Annotated in this window: 9 protein-coding genes; 3 read left to right on the forward strand and 6 right to left on the reverse strand. The window is 71.0% G+C overall.

Annotated elements, in window-relative coordinates:
• The 5 genes from VF542_RS01945 to VF542_RS01965 all read right to left on the reverse strand — a co-directional run.
• The coding region (locus VF542_RS01945) for a non-ribosomal peptide synthetase (protein WP_408650021.1) at nucleotides 1–2534 on the reverse strand (2534 nt) is incomplete at its 3' end.
• A complete protein-coding gene (locus VF542_RS01950; protein ID WP_408650022.1) occupies nucleotides 2534–3760 on the reverse strand; it encodes a cytochrome P450 in 1227 nt (408 codons plus the stop codon). The genes VF542_RS01945 and VF542_RS01950, both read right to left, overlap by 1 nt.
• Nucleotides 3757–8976, reverse strand: a complete 5220-nt coding sequence (locus VF542_RS01955; protein WP_408650023.1) for an amino acid adenylation domain-containing protein — start codon at nucleotides 8974–8976, stop codon at nucleotides 3757–3759. Before VF542_RS01955 ends, VF542_RS01950 begins: the two co-directional genes overlap by 4 nt.
• A 68-nt stretch (nucleotides 8977–9044) precedes the next feature.
• Nucleotides 9045–9227 carry an MbtH family protein gene (locus VF542_RS01960; protein WP_408650024.1) on the reverse strand — a complete coding sequence of 61 codons (183 nt, stop codon included), beginning with the start codon at nucleotides 9225–9227 and terminating at the stop codon, nucleotides 9045–9047.
• Between the two features lie 39 nt (nucleotides 9228–9266).
• Nucleotides 9267–12482, reverse strand: coding sequence for a non-ribosomal peptide synthetase (locus tag VF542_RS01965; protein WP_408650025.1), 3216 nt, complete (start codon nucleotides 12480–12482; stop codon nucleotides 9267–9269).
• Between the two features lie 159 nt (nucleotides 12483–12641).
• Between VF542_RS01965 and VF542_RS01970 the strand changes: the two genes are divergently transcribed.
• On the forward strand, nucleotides 12642–13355 hold the full coding sequence (locus tag VF542_RS01970) for a helix-turn-helix domain-containing protein (RefSeq protein WP_408650026.1): 714 nt from the start codon (nucleotides 12642–12644) through the stop codon (nucleotides 13353–13355).
• 4 nt (nucleotides 13356–13359) lie between these two features.
• Entirely contained in the window at nucleotides 13360–14622 is a 1263-nt protein-coding gene (locus tag VF542_RS01975; RefSeq protein ID WP_408650027.1) for an MFS transporter, read from the forward strand.
• Nucleotides 14623–14680: 58 nt separating this feature from the next.
• Here the strand turns inward: VF542_RS01975 and VF542_RS01980 are convergent, their stop codons facing one another.
• Nucleotides 14681–15787, reverse strand: coding sequence for an adenosine deaminase (locus VF542_RS01980; RefSeq protein WP_408650028.1), 1107 nt, complete (start codon nucleotides 15785–15787; stop codon nucleotides 14681–14683).
• 290 nt (nucleotides 15788–16077) lie between these two features.
• Between VF542_RS01980 and VF542_RS01985 the strand changes: the two genes are divergently transcribed.
• The gene (locus VF542_RS01985) at nucleotides 16078–18918 is read left to right on the forward strand and encodes a hypothetical protein (RefSeq protein WP_408650029.1); all 2841 of its coding nucleotides are present in this window, start codon (nucleotides 16078–16080) and stop codon (nucleotides 18916–18918) included.
• The last annotated feature ends 20 nt before the right edge of the window (nucleotides 18919–18938 follow it).

The following is an 18938-nucleotide window of genomic DNA, read 5'->3' on the forward strand; positions in this document are numbered from 1 at the left end:
TGGCCGCCGATGAACAGCTCGCCGACCACGCCCGGCGGCACCGGGTTGAGCTGCGGATCCAGCACGTACATCGTGGTGTTCCCGATCGGGCGCCCGATCGGGACCCGCTGGCGCAGGTCATGCTCGCGCGGCACCTCGTACACCGAGCAGCCGACCACGGTCTCCGTCGGGCCGTACTCGTTGATGATCCGGGACCCGGGCGCCAGCGCCGACCAGGCCCGGACGGTCTCGGCCTTCACCTCGTCAGCACCGACCACGTACGTCCGGACCGAACGGACCGGGGCACCGGGCTCCTCACGCAGGGCGAGGTTGCCGCGCAGCACGTCCAGGTGGGCCGGCGTGATCTTGAGCAGGCTGAAGTCCTGGTCCTGCACCAGCAGGTCGGTGAGCCCGGCCAGGCTGCGGTCCTCCTCGGTCAGCACGCTCACGTCCTTGCCGCCGATCAGCGGCAGCAGGAAGTTCGGTATCGACAGGTCGAACGCGATCGAGCCCAGCATCGGCGCACCGTGCTCACCGGCCAGGCCGTAGCCGTCGATCGACCACCACAGGTAGTTGACCAGGCCCCGGTGGCTGATCAGGACGCCCTTGGGGCGCCCGGTCGAACCCGAGGTGTACATGGCGTAGACCAGGTTTTCCGAGCTGACCGGTGCCGCCGGGCGTTCGGTGCTGCACAACGCCAGCTCGGGACTGTCGACCAGGATCGTGGTGATGCCCTCGGGCAGGCTTGCCGACGCCGAGCGGCTGGCCAGCGCGACCCGGGCGTCGGTGTCCTGCAGGATGTAGTCCAGCCGATCGCGGGGATGCTCCGGATCGAGCGGGACGTAGCCGGCGCCGGCCTTGAGGATGCCCAGCAGGGCCGCGAACATGCCCACGCTGTGCTCGATGCAGAGCCCGACCAGGCTCTCGGTGCGCACCCCCAGTTCCAGAAGCCGGTTGGCGATCTGGTTGGCGCGGCGGTCCAGCTCCCGGTAGCTGACCTGCGTCCCGCCGTGCCGGATCGCCACCGCATCAGGGTGCGCATCGACCTGCCGCTCGAAGAGCTCATGCACGCAGGCACTGTCCGGGTAGTCCATCTCGGTGGCGTTCCAGCCGTCCACCACGCTCCGGCGTTGCTGCTCGGGCATCAGGTCCAGCGACTCGATCGGGCAACCGGGATCATCACAGGCGGCGCCGGTCACTCGCTTGACCTGGTCGAGGATCGCCTGTGCGCTCAACGGGTCGTAGAGGTCGCTGGCGTAGGACAGGTGCAGCTCGATGCCGTCGGGGCCGCGGTCGCTGGTGAACAGGCCGAGGTCGACCTTCGCCTGCCCGGCGTCCAGCTCGACCGCCTCGACCTCCAGCCCGGGCAGCTCGATGTCGGCGTCCAGGCCGCTCTCGTGCTGGAAGAGCACCTGGAACAGCGGGTTCCTGCTGACCTCACGAGGCGGGCGCACCGCTTCGACGACATCGGCGAAGCTCACGTCCTGGTGCGCGATCGCCCCGGTGACGACCTGGTGCTGGCGGCGCAGCAAGGTGGCGAAGTCGGCCGGCTCGCGGAGGTCGACGCCCAGCACCACGGTGGTCGCGAAGAGCCCGACCACCTCGTCGAGTTCGGGGTGGATGCGGCCGGAGACCATCGACCCGACACCGAAGCTGCGCTGGCCGCTGCGCCGGTGCAGCACCACCGCGAAGGCCGACAGCAGCGCGGTCGCCAGGGTGGTGCCGTGCTGGCCGGCGAGTTGGCGCAGCCGAGCGGCCGGCCGGCCCTCGATCCGGGTGCTGACAACGGCCCCGCGGTGGGACTGCTCGGCCGGCCGCGGGCGATCGGCAGGAAGCTCGAGGATCGGCTCGATGTTGCGCAGCGCCTCCCGCCAGTAGTCCAGGCTCGCCGCGGGGTCGCCCCGGCGCGCCTGCCACCGGCAGAAATCGCTGTACTGCAGGGGATCCTCGGCCAGCTTCGGTGCCCGGCCGGAGACGGCGGCCGCGTAGAGCTCGCTCAGCTCCTGGTAGAGCAAGCCCAGCGACAGCCCGTCGGTGACGCTGTGATGCAGGTTCAGCAGCAGCAGGTGCCGGTCGGGCTCGAGCCGGAGCAGCAGCGCCCGCATCAGCGGCCCGGCGCGGAGGTCGAAGGGCTCGGCGATCGCCGCCCGCAGCATGTCCAGGCCGGCCTGCCGGCGTTCGGACTCGGTGCCGCCGGCCACCTCCAGGCAGTCCAGTGGCGCGCGGGTCCCGGCCACGACGACCTGGGACTCGTCAGGAAAGCTCATCCGCAGCGCGTCATGCCGGGCCGCCACCGCCTCGACGGCGCCGCTCAGCGCGGCGACGTCCAGCGGGCCGTGCAGCATGCTGGCCTGGTGAACGCTGTACAGGGCGTTGGATTCCAGATAGTGGTCCTGGATCCAGAGTTCGTGCTGGGCCCGCGACTGGCGCACCGGCCCGTCCCCGCCGCGGGGAATCGCCTCGGGGCCGGAGCCGGCCTGGGTGGCAGCGGCCCTCAGCCGGCGCGCGAAAGCCGCGCGCCGAGCGGCGTCGGTGGACTCGGTCTGTGTCGTCATCAGGACTGGTGATCCTTGCTCTGCGGTGGAGGGTTCTCCAGGGCGACCACCCGTACCGGCGCCGACCGGTAACCCCAGATCAGGTTGGAGCGCAACCTGACCGGCGGGCCGAGCGGTTCCAGGTCGGCGACCCGGTCGAGCATCTCCTCGATCATCACCTGCAGTTCGGCGGTGGCCAGGGCCGCGCCGATGCAGGTGTGCGCGCCGGTGGCGAAGCTGAGGTGCCGGTTGTCCGGACGATCGATCCGGAACACCCCCGGGTCCGCGAAGACCGCCCCGTCCCGGTTGGCGGCGGCGATCCACACCGCCACCGGTTGCCCCTGGCGAATCTGCTGCCCCGCGAGTTCGTAGTCGCAGGTGGCGGTTCGCAGCACGTGCAGGGCCGGGCTCGTCCAGCGCAGCACCTCGGCCACCGCGCCGGGAATGAGGGACCGGTCCTCGCGCAGCCGCCGGAGCTGCGCCGGGTCGCCGTACAGGGCGAGCAGGCCGCCGACGGTCGCATGCCTGGTGGTCTCGTTGCCGCCGGAGATCAGGCCGTCGCAGTTGAGGTAGATCTCGACGTCGTCCAGCGCCGCGCCGTCGACCGAGCCGTTGATCATGGCACTGATGACATCGTCGCCGGTTTCCTTGCGACGCTGGCGTACCAAGCCGGAGTAGTAGACCAGCAACGCGGTGTGCGCCTCGACGGCGTCGAGGGGGTCGCTGCTGCTGCCCTCGTCCACGGCGAAGGCGGCCTGGGTCGCCTGCAGCATGAAGGCCCGGTCCTTCTCCGGCACGCCGAGAAGGTCGCAGATGACTGCCACCGGCAGGGACGAGGCCAGTTCCACCAGGTCCCACTCGCCGCGCTCCAGCGCCTCCTCGATCGCGGCGCGGGCGACCTGGCGCATGCTGGCCTCGATCCGGCGCAGGGTGCGCGGGTTGAAGCCGCTGTTCATGGTCCGGCGGATCGCCCGGTGCCGGGGCGGGTCGGTGACGATCATCATCCGGCCGGCGCTGGCGGCCACCGAGCGGGGGTCGGCATCCAGGCGCATGCCACCTTCGGAGGAGAAATGCTCATGGTCACGCAGCACCTCGCGGGCCAGCTCGTAGCCGGTCACCGCCCAGTAGCCACCCTGCTCGCGGGGGATCCAGGCCAGCGGGGTGTGTGAGCGCAGGCCGTCCCAGGCAGCCTCGGGGTCGCCGTCGGAGTACAGCGAGGGGTCCGAGAGGTCCGTCGTGGCGCTCATGCCGGCCGCACCGCATCCGCCGTCTCCGCCTGGCTGAGCTCGTCCAGCTCGGCCATCACCGCGCGCTCGATCTCCGGCGCCAGCTGCCGCAGCGTCGGATACCGGAAGATCAGTTCCAGCGGGAGTTCCGCGCCGAACATCCGCCGCAGCTGCGACACCAGCCGCAGCGCCAGCAACGAGTCGCCCCCGAGCTGGAAGAAGTCGTCGTCCGGGCCGATGTCGGGGCGAGCGAGCACGCCGGCCCAAGCCTGCCCGAGCACCGCCATCAGTTCCGGCTCCGGATCCTGGTCACCGGGTGGTTCACCGGTGCCGTCGTCGGCCTCGCGGCCGGCCGGCTCGGCGACCGCTGTTGCCACGGTGTCGGCGATGCCGGCCAGCAGCGCGCTCATGCTGGCCTCCGGGTCGGCCGTCGCGGCGCCCAGCAGGCTCATCAGAGCCGCGCCGATCCGCTCCACGCTCGCCCGGTCGAAGAGATCCAGCGCGTACTCGACCTCGACTGCCAGCCGATCGCCGGAGTGCGCCACCGTGAACGTCAGGTCGTACTTGGAGACCGTCACCGGCACGGCTACCTCGATCGTCCGGAGGCCGTCGAACAGGGCTGGATCGACGCCGGGCAGGGCGAACTCCAGCGCCACCTGGAACAGCGGCGTGCGGCTGAGGTCACGGGCCGGTGCCAGCTCGCGGACGATCTCGGCGAACGAGATCCCTTGCCGGACCAGGGCTTCCCGGGACTGGTCGCGTGCCTGCAGCAGCACCTCGGCGAAGCTGGGGTCACCTGCCAGCCGGGCTCGCAGCGGCACCTGCTCGATACCCAGGCCCACCGTGCCCACCGACCCGGCGTCGCGCAGCGCCGAGGAGGTGCCGACGGCGAAGTCGCGCTGGCCCGACTGGTGTGCCATCAGCAGCCAGACGGAGGCGAGCAGCACCGCGAATTCCGTCGTGGCGTGCTGGCGGGCCAGGTCGCTGACCAGCTCCGACGTCGCGGCCGGCAGCCGGAGGCCGACGCTCGCGCCACGGCCTGAGCGCACCTGCGGACGCGGCCGGTCGGTGGCCAGCTCCAGGTCGGGCAGTCCGGCCAGCTCCTGCTTCCAGTACGCCAGGTCACCGGCGCGGGTGGCCTCGTCCGGCTCGGCCGGCACCGGTTCCGCCGGCGCCTCATCGATGCTCGCCGCCGCGCTGCCTGCCGCCGTGCTGCCTGCCGCCGTGCTGCTCGCCGCCGTGCTGGACCGCTCCGCCTCGTACAGCGCCGCAAGGTCTGCCAGCAGGACTTCGGTCGAACGCCCGTCGGTGACGATGTGATGGGTGACCAGGATCAGCACCTGGCGGTCGGCGGCCAGCCAGACCAGCCGGGCACGGACGATCGGCCCTACCGCGAGGTCGATGGGCGTACGGGACTCCTCGGTGATCAAGTCGGCCAGCTGTTGCCGCGCGGCGTCCGGAGTCAGGGCCGTGAGGTCGCTGATCGCCACTGCCATGCCCTGCCCCGGGGGGTCCACGCTGGGCTGCGGGCCGCTGTCGGTGAGGGTGAACCTGGTACGCAGCGCGGGATGCCGGTCGCGCAGCCGCGACAGCGCCCTGCGCAGTGCCGCCCGGTCACAGTCGCCGTGCAGCTCCAGGGCGAGCGGTACCAGGAATTCGAAGCCGGCCGGTTCGAGCTGCTGCAGGAAGTAGATGCCGCGCTGGCCCTGCGACATCTCCGGTGCCGGCCGTCGGCCGGCGGGCATCTCCGGTGCCGGCCGGAGGCCGGCGTCGACCGGTGGCTGGGAGAGTGCCTGTGCCATCAGCTCGATCACCTGGCCGGCCAGCGCCCGCACGGTGGGGGCGTTGAACATCGACCGCAGCAGGCTCTGGGCGGGCAGCCGTGGCCAGGTCCGGCCGACCTCGCGCACCACCGCGGCCGCCAGCATGGAGTGGCCGCCCAGTGCGAAGAAGTCCTCGTCGGTACCCACCTGGTCGAGGTTCAGCGCGGCTGCCCACAGCTGGCAGATCGTGGCCTCCACGGCGTTGACCGGCTCGCTGACCTGGCGGCGCCGACCACCGTGCCGGTTATCGCCGTTGCCGTCATCGCCGTTGCGGTCATCGCCGTTGCGGTCATCGCCGTGCTGGTCATCGCCGTGCCGGTCCTCGCTGTGCCGGTCCTCGCTGTGCCGGTCATCGTCGTGCTGGTCACCGCAGTACAGGTGCTGGTGCGACCGCGGCTCGGGCAACCGGGCCCGGTCGATCTTTCCGCCGCTGGTCATGGGCAGTGACGGCAACTGGTGCAGCACGTCGGGCACCAGCGGCGCGGGCAACGTGGCACGCAGCCGGGTGAGCAACGCCAGAGTGGTCAGTTCACCGGCATCGGCCTCGCCGGTGTAGTAGCTGACCAGTTGCTCCGGCTCCCGGCGCAGCACCGTGACGACATCGGCCACCCCGGCGCAGGCGCGCAACGCGGCGTCGATCTCGCCCAGCTCGACGCGGTGGCCGCGAACCTTCACCTGGTCGTCGGCGCGGCCGATGAAGTGCAGCACGCCGTCGGCGTCCCAGCGCGCGAGGTCCCCGGTGCGGTAGAGCCGGGCGCCGGCCCGGCCGCTGAGATGGTCCGGCACGAACATCCGCGCGGTGAGGCCGGGCCGGCCCAGGTAGCCGCGGCACACCCCACTGCCCCCGACGTAGAGCTCACCGACCACGCCGGGGTGCACCCGGTTGCCGGCCGCGTCCAGCACGTGCAGCTCGGTGTTCTGGATCGGCCGCCCGATCGGCACCATGCCGGCCGGCATCGTGGCGGCGTCGTAGCGCTGGACGGCACAGCCGACCACCGTCTCGGTGGGTCCGTACTCGTTGAAGAACAGTGCCCGTGGAAAGGCTGCCTGCCACGGAGCGACCAGTTCGGCGGGCAGCCCCTCGCCGCCCAGGACGAAGCTGGCCACCTCGGCCGTCCGGGTTGCCGTCGCGGAGCTCGAACTGTCAGCGTCCTGGGGCAGCAGCGCCCGGAAATGCGCCGGGGTCAACTTGAGGAAGCCGAGCGGGCGGTCGGGCTCGGCCAGCCATTCCGCCAGCGCCGGTAGCGGCTGGCGCTCAGCGATGACCGAGATCCGGCCGCCGCGGGTCAGCGGCAGGAACACCGAGGTCACCGTCAGGTCGAAGCTGATCGAGGAGTGCAGCACCGCACCCGGCCCGGTGCCCATCGGGTAGCAGGCCGCGGCGAAGCTGATGTAGTTGAGCAGGCCCCGGTGATCGACGGCGGCGCCCTTGGGCTTGCCGGTCGAGCCGGAGGTGTAGATGACGTAGGCCAGCCCAGCAGGATCCAGCACCCGGCCGGGCGCGGTGGCCGGTGCCGCCGCGATCGCTGACCGGGCGTGGTCGGAGTCCAGGCGCAGCGTCGACACGCCGTCGACCCCTGCCATCAGCTCACCGCTGCTGAGCACCAACTGGGCTCCGGCGTCGGTGACCATGTAGTCCCGGCGCTCCGGGGGATAGTCGGGGTCCAGCGGGAGGTAGCCGGCACCGGCCTTGAGCACGGCGAGGATGGCGACGATCAATTCGGCCCCGCGTTCCAGGCAGAGCCCCACCACGGACTCCTCGCCGATCCCCCGCTCGATGAGGTGGTTCGCCAGCCGGTTGGACCGCTGATCGAGGTCGGCGTAGCTGACGGTCTCCGGCCCGCAGACCAGCGCCGGCTGCTGGGGTGCCCGGGCAGCTGCCGCCTGGACGAGGTCGAGGACGGTCCCGTGCGGCAGCTGCGCCGCGGGTCCGGTGGACCAGGCCTGCAGCAGCTGCCGTTCGGGCTCGTCGATCAGCTCGAACTGTCCCAGCCGGGTCGCCGGATCGGACCCGGCCCGCGCCAGTATCCGGAGCAGGTCGGCATGCAGCCGCTGGATCGTGGCCCGGTCGAACAGGTCGCCGCGGTATTCCCACAGCGCCTCCAGGCCGTCCTCGCCCGGCAGGAAGGAGACGGTCAGCTCGACAGCCGATGTGCCGCTGAAGACCTGCTTGCGCTCAGCCACCACCAGGCCCGGGAACTCCACCTCCGAGGTCGGCGTGTTGTGGACCTGCAGCATCGTCTGGACCAGGGGATGGCGGCCCGGCTCGCGCGGCAGGCCGAGCTCCTCCACCAGCACCTCGATCGGGACGTCCTGGTGCGCCAGCGCCGCCAGCGACCGGTTCCGGGTCCGGTCCAGCAGCTCGTCCAGGGTGGGGTCGCCCGCCAGGTCCAGCCGGATCGGGACGGTGTTGACGAAGAAACCCACCAGTCCGGCGAGTTCCGGGCGGCCGCGGCCGGCCACCGGGGCGCCGACCACCAGGTCGTCCTGGCCGGTGTACCTGTGCAGCATTCCGGCATAGCAGGCCAGCAACACCATGAACAGCGACATCCCGCGCTGCTGGCAGATCTCCTGGGCGGCCGTCAGCAACTCCCGCGGAACCGGCAGCTGCGCGACCTCACCCAGGGCCGCGTCCTCGGCGAGCTGCCGGCGGTGGTAGGGCAGGTCGGTGACCGGCGGGGCGCCGGCCAGCGCCTCGCGCAATTCCTCGAGCTCGGTGGCGAAGCTGCCCGAGGCGAGCCGGTCCCGCTGCCAGCGCGCATAGTCGCCGTACTGGATCGGCAACGGGGGCAGCGCCGCGGTGCTGCCGAGGGCGGCAGCCGCGTACAGCGCGGACAGCTCGGTGTTGAGGACGGCCTCGGACCAGCCGTCCGCGGCGACGTGATGGATCCGGATCAGCAGCACCTGGTCCTCGGCGCCCAACCGCAGCAGCGTCCAGCGGATCGGCTTGTCAGCGGCGAGGTCGAACTCCTCGCGGGCCAGTTCCTCGGCACGTTGCCAGGCAGCCGCCGCCGGGTCCGGACCGCTCGGTTCCTCGACGGCGAGCTCGGCCGCCGCCGGCGCCAGAACGTGCTGGTGCAGGCCGCCGTCAGCCTGGCCGACGACGGTACGCAGCACCTCGTGCCGGGCTTCGAGCTCGGTGATCGCGGCACGCAGCGCCGGCTCGTCGAGCCGGCCCCGCAGCCTGATCCAGAAGGCGAAGTTGCCGGCGCCGGCCTCGGCGGTTCCCAGCGCGAGCTGGTTGACCAGCCAGAACCGCTCCTGGCCGCAGGACAGCGGAACCGGCTGGCCGCCCTCGGCCGGTTCGATCGCGTCCCGAGCCGGGCGGGCCTTCGCCCGGCCGGCCCGCCGGCTCAGCAACCGCTGCTCCGCCGCGGCCCTGGCCGGGTCATGGCCGTGGTCTGGTAACTGCACCGCTGTCCTCCCGGGTAGGTGTTTCTGAAGGGCTGGTCCAGTACCTCAGAGCAGCCCGGTGGCCGAGATCAGGCGGCACCCATCCGGGTGCGGACGCTGAGGGGCCGCAGGTCGGTCCAGACCAGCTCGATACGCGCCAGGCACTCCTCCTCGGTGCCGACGGTGCCCTCGTCGGTCCAGCCCGGCGGGTTCGGCTTGCTCTGTGGCCACAGGGAGTACTGCTCCTCGGCATTCAGCACGACTTTGAACATGGCGGCGCTTGTTCCCTTCGTTCGGCGACTCGGTGGTGGTCAGCGGCTCAACTGGTCGGCCCGGCTCTCGATCACGACCAGCGCGTCGGCGAAACCGGCGACGGTGGGGTTGTCGAACAGCGCCCGCACCGGGATGTCGATGTCGAGTTCGTCGCGCAGCCTGGTGACCAGCAGGGTGGCCAGCAGCGAATGGCCGCCGAGTTGGAAGAAGTTCGACGAGCGCGAGATCTGCTCCCTGGACAGCAGTTCGGCCCACACCGAGGCGATGAACTCCTCCAGTCCCGGCCTGGGCAGGTCCGCGGCGGGGGCCTCCTCCTGCTGGCCGGCCAGCGCCAGCAGTGCGGCCTGGTCGATCTTGCCGTGGGAGTTGAGCGGAAAGGCCGCGTGGGCGTGGATCGAGGTCGGCACCATGAAGCCCGGCAGCCGGGCCTCACACCATGCGCTGAGTTCGGCCGGCTCGACGCCGGAGGCGCAGGCCACGAACGCCAGCAGCCGGCCCGAGCCGGCGGCGTCCTGCTCGCTGACCAGCACCAATGCCTGCTGCACCGCCGGGTGTTCCAGCAACGCCGACTCGACATCGCCCGGCTCGATCCGGTGACCGCGCAGTTTCACCTGGCGATCCAGCCGCCCACCGAACTCCAGGTCGCCGGAGGAGTCCCAGCGCGCCCGATCCCCGCTCAGGTAGACCCGGTCACCGTCCTCACCCCAGGGGTCCGGGCGGAACTTCGCGGCGCTCAGGCGCTGCTGCCCCAGGTAACCCAGGGCCACCGACGGGCCGCCGATGACCAGCTCGCCCCACACCCCGGGAGGCACCAGGTTGCCCATCGGGTCCAGGACGTAGCAGCGAACCCCGGTGACCGGGCGGCCGATCGGCACCGGGCCCTCGCCGCGGTCAGCCCCGTCGACCTCGAAGACGGTGGACCAGATGGTCGCCTCGGTGGGGCCGTAGAGGTTGAAGAAGCGGCGACCGGGCGCCAGCCGTTCGGCCACCGCGCGCGGGCACTGCTCCCCCGCCACGGTCAGGACTCGGACGTTGCGGACCTGGTCGGCGGTGACCCCGACCAGCGCGGACGGCGACACCGTCGCCGCCGTGATCCGGTTCTCCATCAGCGTCCGGCCCAGGTCGGCCCGGTCACTGCCACTGGCCGCGGCATGCAGGCGGGCGCCCGCGCCGAAGGCCATCAGCATCTCGAACACCGAGGCGTCGAAACCCGGCGAGGCATGCTGCAACATGACGTCGTGCGGGCCCAGTTCGAAGAGCCGGCGCTGCTCGGCGACGATGGTCGCCACCCCACGGTGGGAGACCGCGACCGCCTTGGGCACGCCGGTCGAGCCAGAGGTGAAGATCACGTACGCGGTGTCGGCCGGGGTGCTCGACAGCTCCGGCGCGGTGCCGGGCAGGTCAGCCAGTTCGGCCTGGCTCTCGGCTTCGACGATGATCCGGACGCCGGCACCCGGCGATGGGACTGCCGAGCCCGCGTCCGCGATCACGACCGCCGGCGCCGCCGCGGCCAGCACCCTGCTGATGCGCTCCTCGGGGTAGCTCGGGTCGATCGGGACGTACACCGCCCCCGCCTTGAGCACCGCCAGGAAGCTGATGGCCAGGTCCGCCCCGGGTGGCAGGCAGACCGCCACCGGCTGGCCCGGCCCGACGCCGGCGGCCAGCAGCAGCCGGGCCAGCCGGTTGGCTCGCGCGTCGGCCTGACCGTAGCTGAGGTGCTGGTGCTCAGTGCCCAGGGCGGGTGCGTCCGGCTGGCGGGCCGCCTGCTCCTGGAAGTAGGAGTGCGCCAGCGGGCCGGCGGTTGACGGCCCGGAGCCGGTAACCCCGGAGCCGGGGTCGGTAACTCCTGAGCCGCGCAGCAGCGCTGCCTGCTCCGCCTCGCTCAGCATGCTCAGCTCGCTGAGCCGCGCACCGGGCTGGCTGAGCATGCTGTCGAGCAACCGCAGGAAGTGCCGGTGCATGCCCTCCACGACCTGCTCGCTGAGCAGGCCGGCGTCGAAGTCCCACACCGTGGAGAGCGCGTGCCCGACCGCGAAGACGGCCAGCTCCAGATCCACCGGGGCTGCCGGTGACTGGGGCTCGACCAGTTCGATGGCGCAGTCGCCGCCGGTCAGGTCGGCCGGGTTGGACTCGACCACCTGGAACATGACGTCGAAGAACGGTTGCTGCTGGTCCGGGCTGCGCGACGGCTTCAGCTCCTTGACGACGTCATCGAACGGCACGTCCTGGTTGAGCTGGGCGTCCAGCCACGTGGTGCGGGCCCGGCCGATCAGTTCCTCCACGGTCGGGTCGCCGTCGAGGTCGGCCCGGAGGACGACGGTGTTGGTGAAGAAGCCGATCAGGTTCTCGAGTTCGGGCCGGGGGCGGTTGGCCACCAGCGTTCCGATCAGCAGCTGCTGCTGGCCGGCATAGCGGGCCAGCAGAGCCGAGAAGCCCGCGAAGAGCACCCCCGCGAGCGGGCAGTTCTGGCCCTGCGCCCACAACCCGAGGCGCTGGCCGAGGTCGTCGGGAATCGTGCCCAGGTAACTGGAGGACCGGCGCTGGCCACGGCTGGTCCTGGCCGGCAGGGTGATGCGTGGCGGTGGCTCGCTCAGCTCGCGACGCCAGTAGCGCAGCTGGCGCTCGCTGGTCTCACCGGCGATCCACTCCCGGTGCCATTCCCCGTAGTCGGCGTACTGCACCGCCAGCTCGGGCAGGTTCGGGGTCCGGCCGGCGACATGGGCCTGGTACAGCTCGGCGATGTCACGGATGAGGACCGTGCCCGACCACGCGTCGCAGACCATGTGATCCACCACGGCGACCAGCACGTGGACGTCGTGGCCGAGCCGGTAGGTGACGAACCGGATCACCTCACGCCGCAGGTCGAACAGCTCAGCAAGGCTTGCCTGCAGCCGGGCGTCGAGGCTGGCCGCCGGGTCACGCTCGCCGGACAGGTCCACCGGCCCGCGGAGCTCGACCGGCCCGGCGGGATGGATGAGCTGCAGCAGCTGCCCGTCGCGCTGCTCGAAGGTGGTCCGCAGCATCTCGTGGCGCCGGACCAGTTCGGTCACCGCGTGCGCGGCCGCGGCGCGGTCGAAGCGCCCGGTGAACTTCAGCGGGAATGCGACGTTGTACGAGGTCGCCTCGTCGCCGAGTTGCTCCAGCAGCCACATCCGCTGCTGAGCCAGCGAGCACGGTAGCGCGTCCACGTCACCGGCCCGCTCCTCGGACAGCACCTCCGAATGCCGGCCGGTTCCGACTGCCTCACTGGTCATACTTTCCAGACTCCGTCGATAGCGAATGCGATCCACTGAGCCTCGGTAGCCGTCCTATTCACGCAGTATCGTTCCGCAATCATTGCCTCGCCCCTGGCTATCGCGGTCATTTCAAGCACTCGCTTGATATCGGGCAGACCCGGCGGCTACATTCCAAGCGTGTCTTTGGAATCGAGTTCGACAGCATCGACCGGACCGGCCGTCGCCCAGCGCCGGACGGTGCGTGATCCGATCGCCATCCGGGCGCTGGCCCACCCCTTGCGGTTGCAGTTGCGTGACCTGCTCGATGTCCACGGGCCGCTCACCGCCGCCGAGGCGGCCCGCGAACTCGGTACCAGCCAGGGCCTGGCGTCGCATCACCTGCGGCAGCTGGCCAAGTACGGCTTCGTCGAGCCGGCTCCGGCGCGCAACGACCGGGACCGGCCCTGGCAGATCACCGAGACCTCGGTGTCGTGGCTGGGAGCCGAGACCGAGCCCGACGGTGCCGCGGCTGCCGACCTGCTGGAACAGGTGCTCGCCGAGCGCGCGCTGCGCCACCTGCACGCCTGGCAGCGCCGGCGCCACCAGGAACCGCGCTGGCACGACCACAGCGGCCTGTCCCAGCACCTGCTGTACCTCACGGCCGAGGAACTGGCCGGGATCACCGCGGCCATAGAGGCACTGCTCGAGCCCTATGCGCGGCGGCGCCCGGCGGGCGGCGGGGCGACCGGCGGCGGGGCGACCGGCGGCGTTCCGGCCGGTGGCGTTGCGACCGGCGGCGTTGCGGCCGGCGGCGCAGTCGGCTCGCAGCCGGCCGACAGCCCGGAAGGGGCGCTCGTGGTCGACCTGACCGTCATCGGCGTGCCGCTGCCCGGGCCGGCCGGGCGGGGCTGACCCGGTGCGGCTGTTGTGGCGACTGGTCGCCAGTAACCGGGACTACCGGCGGACGGTCCTCGCGGCCCTGGTGTCGCTGTGTGGCGACTGGGCGCTGCGGGTCGGGCTGGCTTACCACGTCTACGTGCTGACCGGTTCGACCGTCGCCTCCGGATTGCTGCTGGCCTCCTCACTGGTACCGCAGCTCGTGCTCGGCTCGATCGCCGGGGTCTTCGTCGACCGGTGGGACCGCCGCCGGACGATGGTCGCGGTCAACCTCGCGCTGGCAGCGGGATTGCTCCCGCTGCTGGCCGTCCGGTCTGCCGGTGACGTGTGGATCATCTACGCCGTCGCCTTCGCCGAGGGCATGCTGGCGCAGTTCTTCGTGCCGGCCGAGGCGGCCATCGTGCCGCTGCTGGTCACCCCCGACACGCTGATCACGGCCAACGCGGTGAACAGCCAGGCCCGGGACGCCTCGCGGCTGGTCGGCTCGGCCGCGGGCGGCATCCTGGCCGGCTCGGCCGGGCTGGTGGGGCTGGTGTGCCTGGACATCGCGACCTACCTGCTGGCCGCGGCGCTGCTGGCAGGGATCGGCTGGCGCCCGGCCGGCGCCCGCGGTGCCGAGACCGGCGAGGCGGCCCGGCCGGCCGGCTCGGTGGTGGTGGCGGTCGCCCGCGAGTGGCGGGAGGGCATGGCCCTGGCAGCACGCTCGGCCGTGCTCAGGGTGCTGCTGCTCTTCACGGCGGTGACCAGCCTGGGCGAGGGTGTGGTGGGGGCTCTGTTCGCGCCCTTCGTCCGCACCACCCTGCACGGCAGCGCCGGGGCGTACGGGGTGATCGTCGCCGCGCAGGCGGCCGGTGGTATCGCAGGCGGTCTGGTGGCCGCAACCATCGCTCACCGGTTCCGGATCGGTCCGCTGTTCGTGGCTGCCGCGGTGTCGTTCGGGGTACTGGACGCCGCGCTGTTCTGCTACCCGCTCCTCAGCCGGACGGTCTGGCCGGGGGTCGTGCTGATGCTGCTGGTGGGGTTGCCCGGCGCCCTGATCGTCGCCGCGCTGATGAGCCTGTTCCAGTCGGCCGTGGCCGACCGCCACCGTGGCCGGATCTTCGGGACGGTCGGCGCGATCGAAGGCGCGGGCATGTTGGTCGGTGCCGTCTGCGCCGGCGGGCTCGCCAGCCGGTTCGGGATCGTGCCGGTCATCTCGTTCCAGGCCGTGGCCTACATCAGTGCCGGGCTCGCGGTGCGCCGGCCACTGCGACGAGCCACCGAGCTGGCGATCCCGGTCTGAGCGGGTTCGGCGGGCCGGCACGGCTCAGCGGGCCGGCGCGGCTCAGCGGGTCAAAGGCTCAGAGGTTGAGCGCGGTGTAGCCCGGCTTGATCTGGCCGTTGATGATCGCCAGCCGGTCGTCGAACGGGATGAAGGCGCTCTTCATGGCATTGATGGTGAGCCACTGCAGGTCGGTCCAGGTGTAGCCGAAGGCCGCGACCAGCAGCGCCATCTCCCGGGTCATCGACGTTCCGCTCATCAACCGGTTGTCGGTGTTGACCGTCACCCGGAAGTGCAGCCGTCGCAGCAGCCCGATCGGGTGCTCCTCGATCGAGGACACCGCGCCGGTCTGCAGGTTCGAGGACGGGCACATCTCCAGCGGGATCCGCTTGTCCCGGACGTACTGCGCCAGCCGGCCCATCTCCACCGAGGCGACCTGGTGTTCCAGGCTCGGCCCGGTGGCCTTGATGTCGTCGATGATCCGGACGCCGTGTCCCAGCCGGTCCGCGCCGCACCACTGGATCGCCTCCCAGATCGAGGGCAGGCCGAAGGCCTCGCCGGCGTGGATGGTGAAGTGGAAGTTCTCCCGCCGCAGGTACTCGAAGGCGTCCAGGTGCCGGGTGGGCGGAAATCCCGCCTCGGCGCCGGCGATGTCGAAGCCGACGACGCCCCGGTCGCGGTAGGCCACCGCCAGCTCGGCGATCTCGCGGGACCGGGCGGCGTGGCGCATCGCGGTCACCAGCGAGCCGATCCGGATGTACTGGCCCTTCTCCGAGGCGGCCTGCATGCCGTGGGCGAAACCCTCCAGGGTCGCCTCCATCACCTCGTCCAGGTTCAGCCCGTCGTTGACGTGCTGTTCCGGCGCCCACCTGATCTCGGCATAGACGACGCCGTCCTCGGCCAGGTCCTGGGCGCACTCGCTGGCCACCCGGTGCAGGCCCTCCCGGGTCTGCATCACCGCCACGGTGTGGTCGAAGGTCTCCAGGTAGCGCACCAGCGAACCGGAGTTGGCCGACTCGATGAACCACTGGCCGAGCTGCCCGGCATCGGTGCTGGGCAGCTTCTGGTAGCCGATCCCCGCGGCGAGGTCGATGATCGTCTGCGGTCGCAGCCCGCCGTCGAGGTGGTCGTGCAGCAGCACCTTGGGGGCGGTCCGGATCGTCGTGGAATTCAGTTCGGTCGGCATGGCCATACGCTAGTCGCACATCGCGGGCGCCGCCCGGCCCCGCACTCTGTCCCCACTTTGACGGCCCTTCTTGCCCCTGTTTGAATTTCGTGTGAGGATGCATATTGACAATCTAATAACGGAGGCCGCTCATGCCTGCTCGGATAGGCCTTTCGTGGATAGCTGTCCCGCTGCTGGTCTGCGTCGCGGCTATCACCCCCCGGCAAGCACAGGCAGCGAACCGCGTCGAGTCGCCGGCGCTGCTTGCCCCCAGATCACCCGCTCTCACAGCGCTGAACGATGCGCCGTCGGTGGCCGGTGCGTTCGGTGTGGTGCCCTCGACGCGGGTGCTGGACACCCGGTCCGGGATCGGCGCGGCCAAGGCGCCCCTGCCAGCCGGCGCGACCCGAGCCGTCAAGGTCACCGGCGTCGGCGGGGTGCCGGCCGCCGGCGTCTCAGCCGTGCTCGTCAACGTGGTCGCCGTGTCGGCGACCAAGCCCGGCTACCTGACCGGCTGGGCCAGCGGAACCACCCGCCCCCGCACCTCGATCATCAACTTCCCGGCCATCCGGGCCATCGCCAACGAAGTCGTGCTCCCCGTCGGGGGCGACGGCAAGATCGCCTTCTACAACGGCGCCCCCGGCGCCGTCCAGGTCGTCGCCGATCTCGCCGGCTACTACCGCTCCGGAACGCCGTCGGCGGCCGGGACATTCGGTGTGCTGCGCTCGGCCCGGGTGCTGGACACCCGGTCCGGCATCGGCGCGGCCAAGGCGCCCCTGCCAGCCGGCGCGACCCGAGCCGTCAAGGTCACCGGCGTCGGCGGGGTGCCGGCCGCCGGCGTCTCAGCCGTGCTCGTCAACGTGGTCGCCGTGTCGGCGGCCAAGCCCGGCTACCTGACCGGCTGGGCCAACGAGAGCGAGCAACCCGGCACCTCGATCATCAACTTCGGTGTCGGCCAGGCCATCGCCAACGAAGTCGTGCTCCGCGTCGGCGTCGACGGCAAGATCGCCCTCTACAACGGCTCCGCCGGCACCGTCCAGGTCGTCGCCGACGTCGCCGGCTACTACCGCTCCGGAGCGCCGTCGGCGGCCGGTGCGTTCGGTTCGTTGCCTTCGACCCGGGTGCTGGACACCCGGTCCGGGACCGGCGCGGCCGAGGCGCCGTTGGCCTCCGGCGCGACGCTGGCCGTCAAGGTCGCCGGCGTCGGCGGGGTGCCGCCCGGCGGCGTCTCAGCCGTGCTCGTCAACATCATCACCGTGTCAGCGACCCAGCCCGGCTACCTGACCGGCTGGGCCAGCGCAACCACCCGCCCCCGCACCTCGATCATCAACTTCGGTGCCGGACAGGCCATCGCCAACGAAGTCGTGCTCCCCGTCGGCGCCGACGGCAGCATCGCCCTCTACAACGGCTCCGCCGGCACCGTCCAGGTCGTCGCCGACCTCACCGCCTACTACCGCTCTGAAGCGCCTCTGCCCTGGACCGAGCAGCAGGTGGCTCACGTGCAGGGTGAACCGGTCGTCTCGTGTGCCGCTGTCAACTTCTGCATGGCCGCCGACCTTTACGGCAACGCCTTCAGCTGGAACGGAAGCACCTGGAGCACCCCGCAACACATAGGAGACGGGGCTGATGTCATCGACTGCCCTACCACCACATTCTGTGTTGCCGTGAATGCGGACGGGCATATCGAAACGTTCCGCTCCGGCAGCTGGGGCCACACACAACTGGAAACGGCCCTCGGCGTGGAGATGTCGCTGTCGTGCGCCTCGCAAACGTTCTGTGTCCTGATGAGGGGTGGTGGGAGCCTCGTAGTGTTCAACGGCGCGTCGTGGACCGAGCAGCTGACCAACCTTTCCTATGCGCTCCAAAGCGTGTCCTGCCCCACGACTACCTTGTGCGTGGCGGTCGGCCCGGACGGGGTCGCGGCCCATTCCGCCGATGGAGCAACCTGGACTCGCTACGGCCAGATCGGCTCGGGAGCAGTTGACCTCCACTCCGTCTCCTGCGTCTCGGCGCAGTTCTGTGTGGCCGGGGCCGGCAATGGGCAGGTGACCACGTTCAACGGCACAACCTGGTCCGATCCCCAGACGATCGTTGAGGCCGGTGCTCCGGATGTCCCTCTGGATCCGATCATCTGCGTCAGTACGGCGTTCTGCCTGGCTTTCGGGGACTCGAGCACGTACGTCTACGACGGGAACTCCTGGAGTGGCCCTTCCGCCTTGGCAGCCGAAGGGGCTGTTGTCGCATCCTGCGGCTCGCCGACCTTCTGCACGGCGTTCGCCGACGACGGCGACAACTACCGGTTCAACGGCACCACCTGGTCAGGGCCGACGCCCGTCCTGCCTTACCAGGGCATCCTGTGGTCGGTTTCCTGCCCGTCCATCAACTTCTGTATGACCGCGGATGGAAGCAACACCTACACCTTCGACGGCAGCGCATGGTCTGCTCCGATGCAAGTGACCCACAACGTAGATCCGTTCTTCGGCCCGGGGCTGGTTTCCTGCACGTCTGCCAGCTTCTGCCTCGCAGTGCCGATCCACGCGAGCGGCAGCTGGACCTGGGACGGTGCCCGGTGGACGGCGCATGCCGATCCGGCACGCAACCATTTCACCGGTCTGAGCTGCGTCTCGCCGTCATTCTGCCTCGGCGTCACCCATGACAACCTCGCGTACACCTTCAACGGCACAGGATGGTCCGCTGGCCGTTCGGTGGCCGGCAGCGACACCCTGACCAGTGTCTCGTGCGCGACGACCTCCTTCTGCGTGGCCACGGACTACAGCAAGGCCTTCGTGTTCAACGGCACGGCATGGTCTGGTGCCACGCGTGTGAGCGACGAGACGCTGTCCACGGTCTCGTGCCCGAGCCCGACCTTCTGCATGGCGCTCGACGGCCTCGAGGTCTCGCATACCTACGACGGCACCGCATGGTCGTCTCGACAGCTGCCCACCTGGGGGTGGGATGTGGTGTCTTGCAGCAGTTCGGCATTCTGTGCCGCGTTTGGCGAGAACGGCGTGACGACCTTCGACGGGACAGCGTGGGGACCTGCCTCCCCCCTGGGAGACCCCTCGGCTCGCGGCGCGATCTCCTGCCCCGCCATAAGAACCTGTGTCGTGGTGGATCAGGAGGGCCGAGCGTTCTCCACGTCGGTGTCATGACGCCTGGATAGCCCCTAGAA

This window comes from Jatrophihabitans sp. (genome assembly GCF_036389215.1).
Lineage (GTDB): Bacteria > Actinomycetota > Actinomycetes > Mycobacteriales > Jatrophihabitantaceae > Jatrophihabitans_A.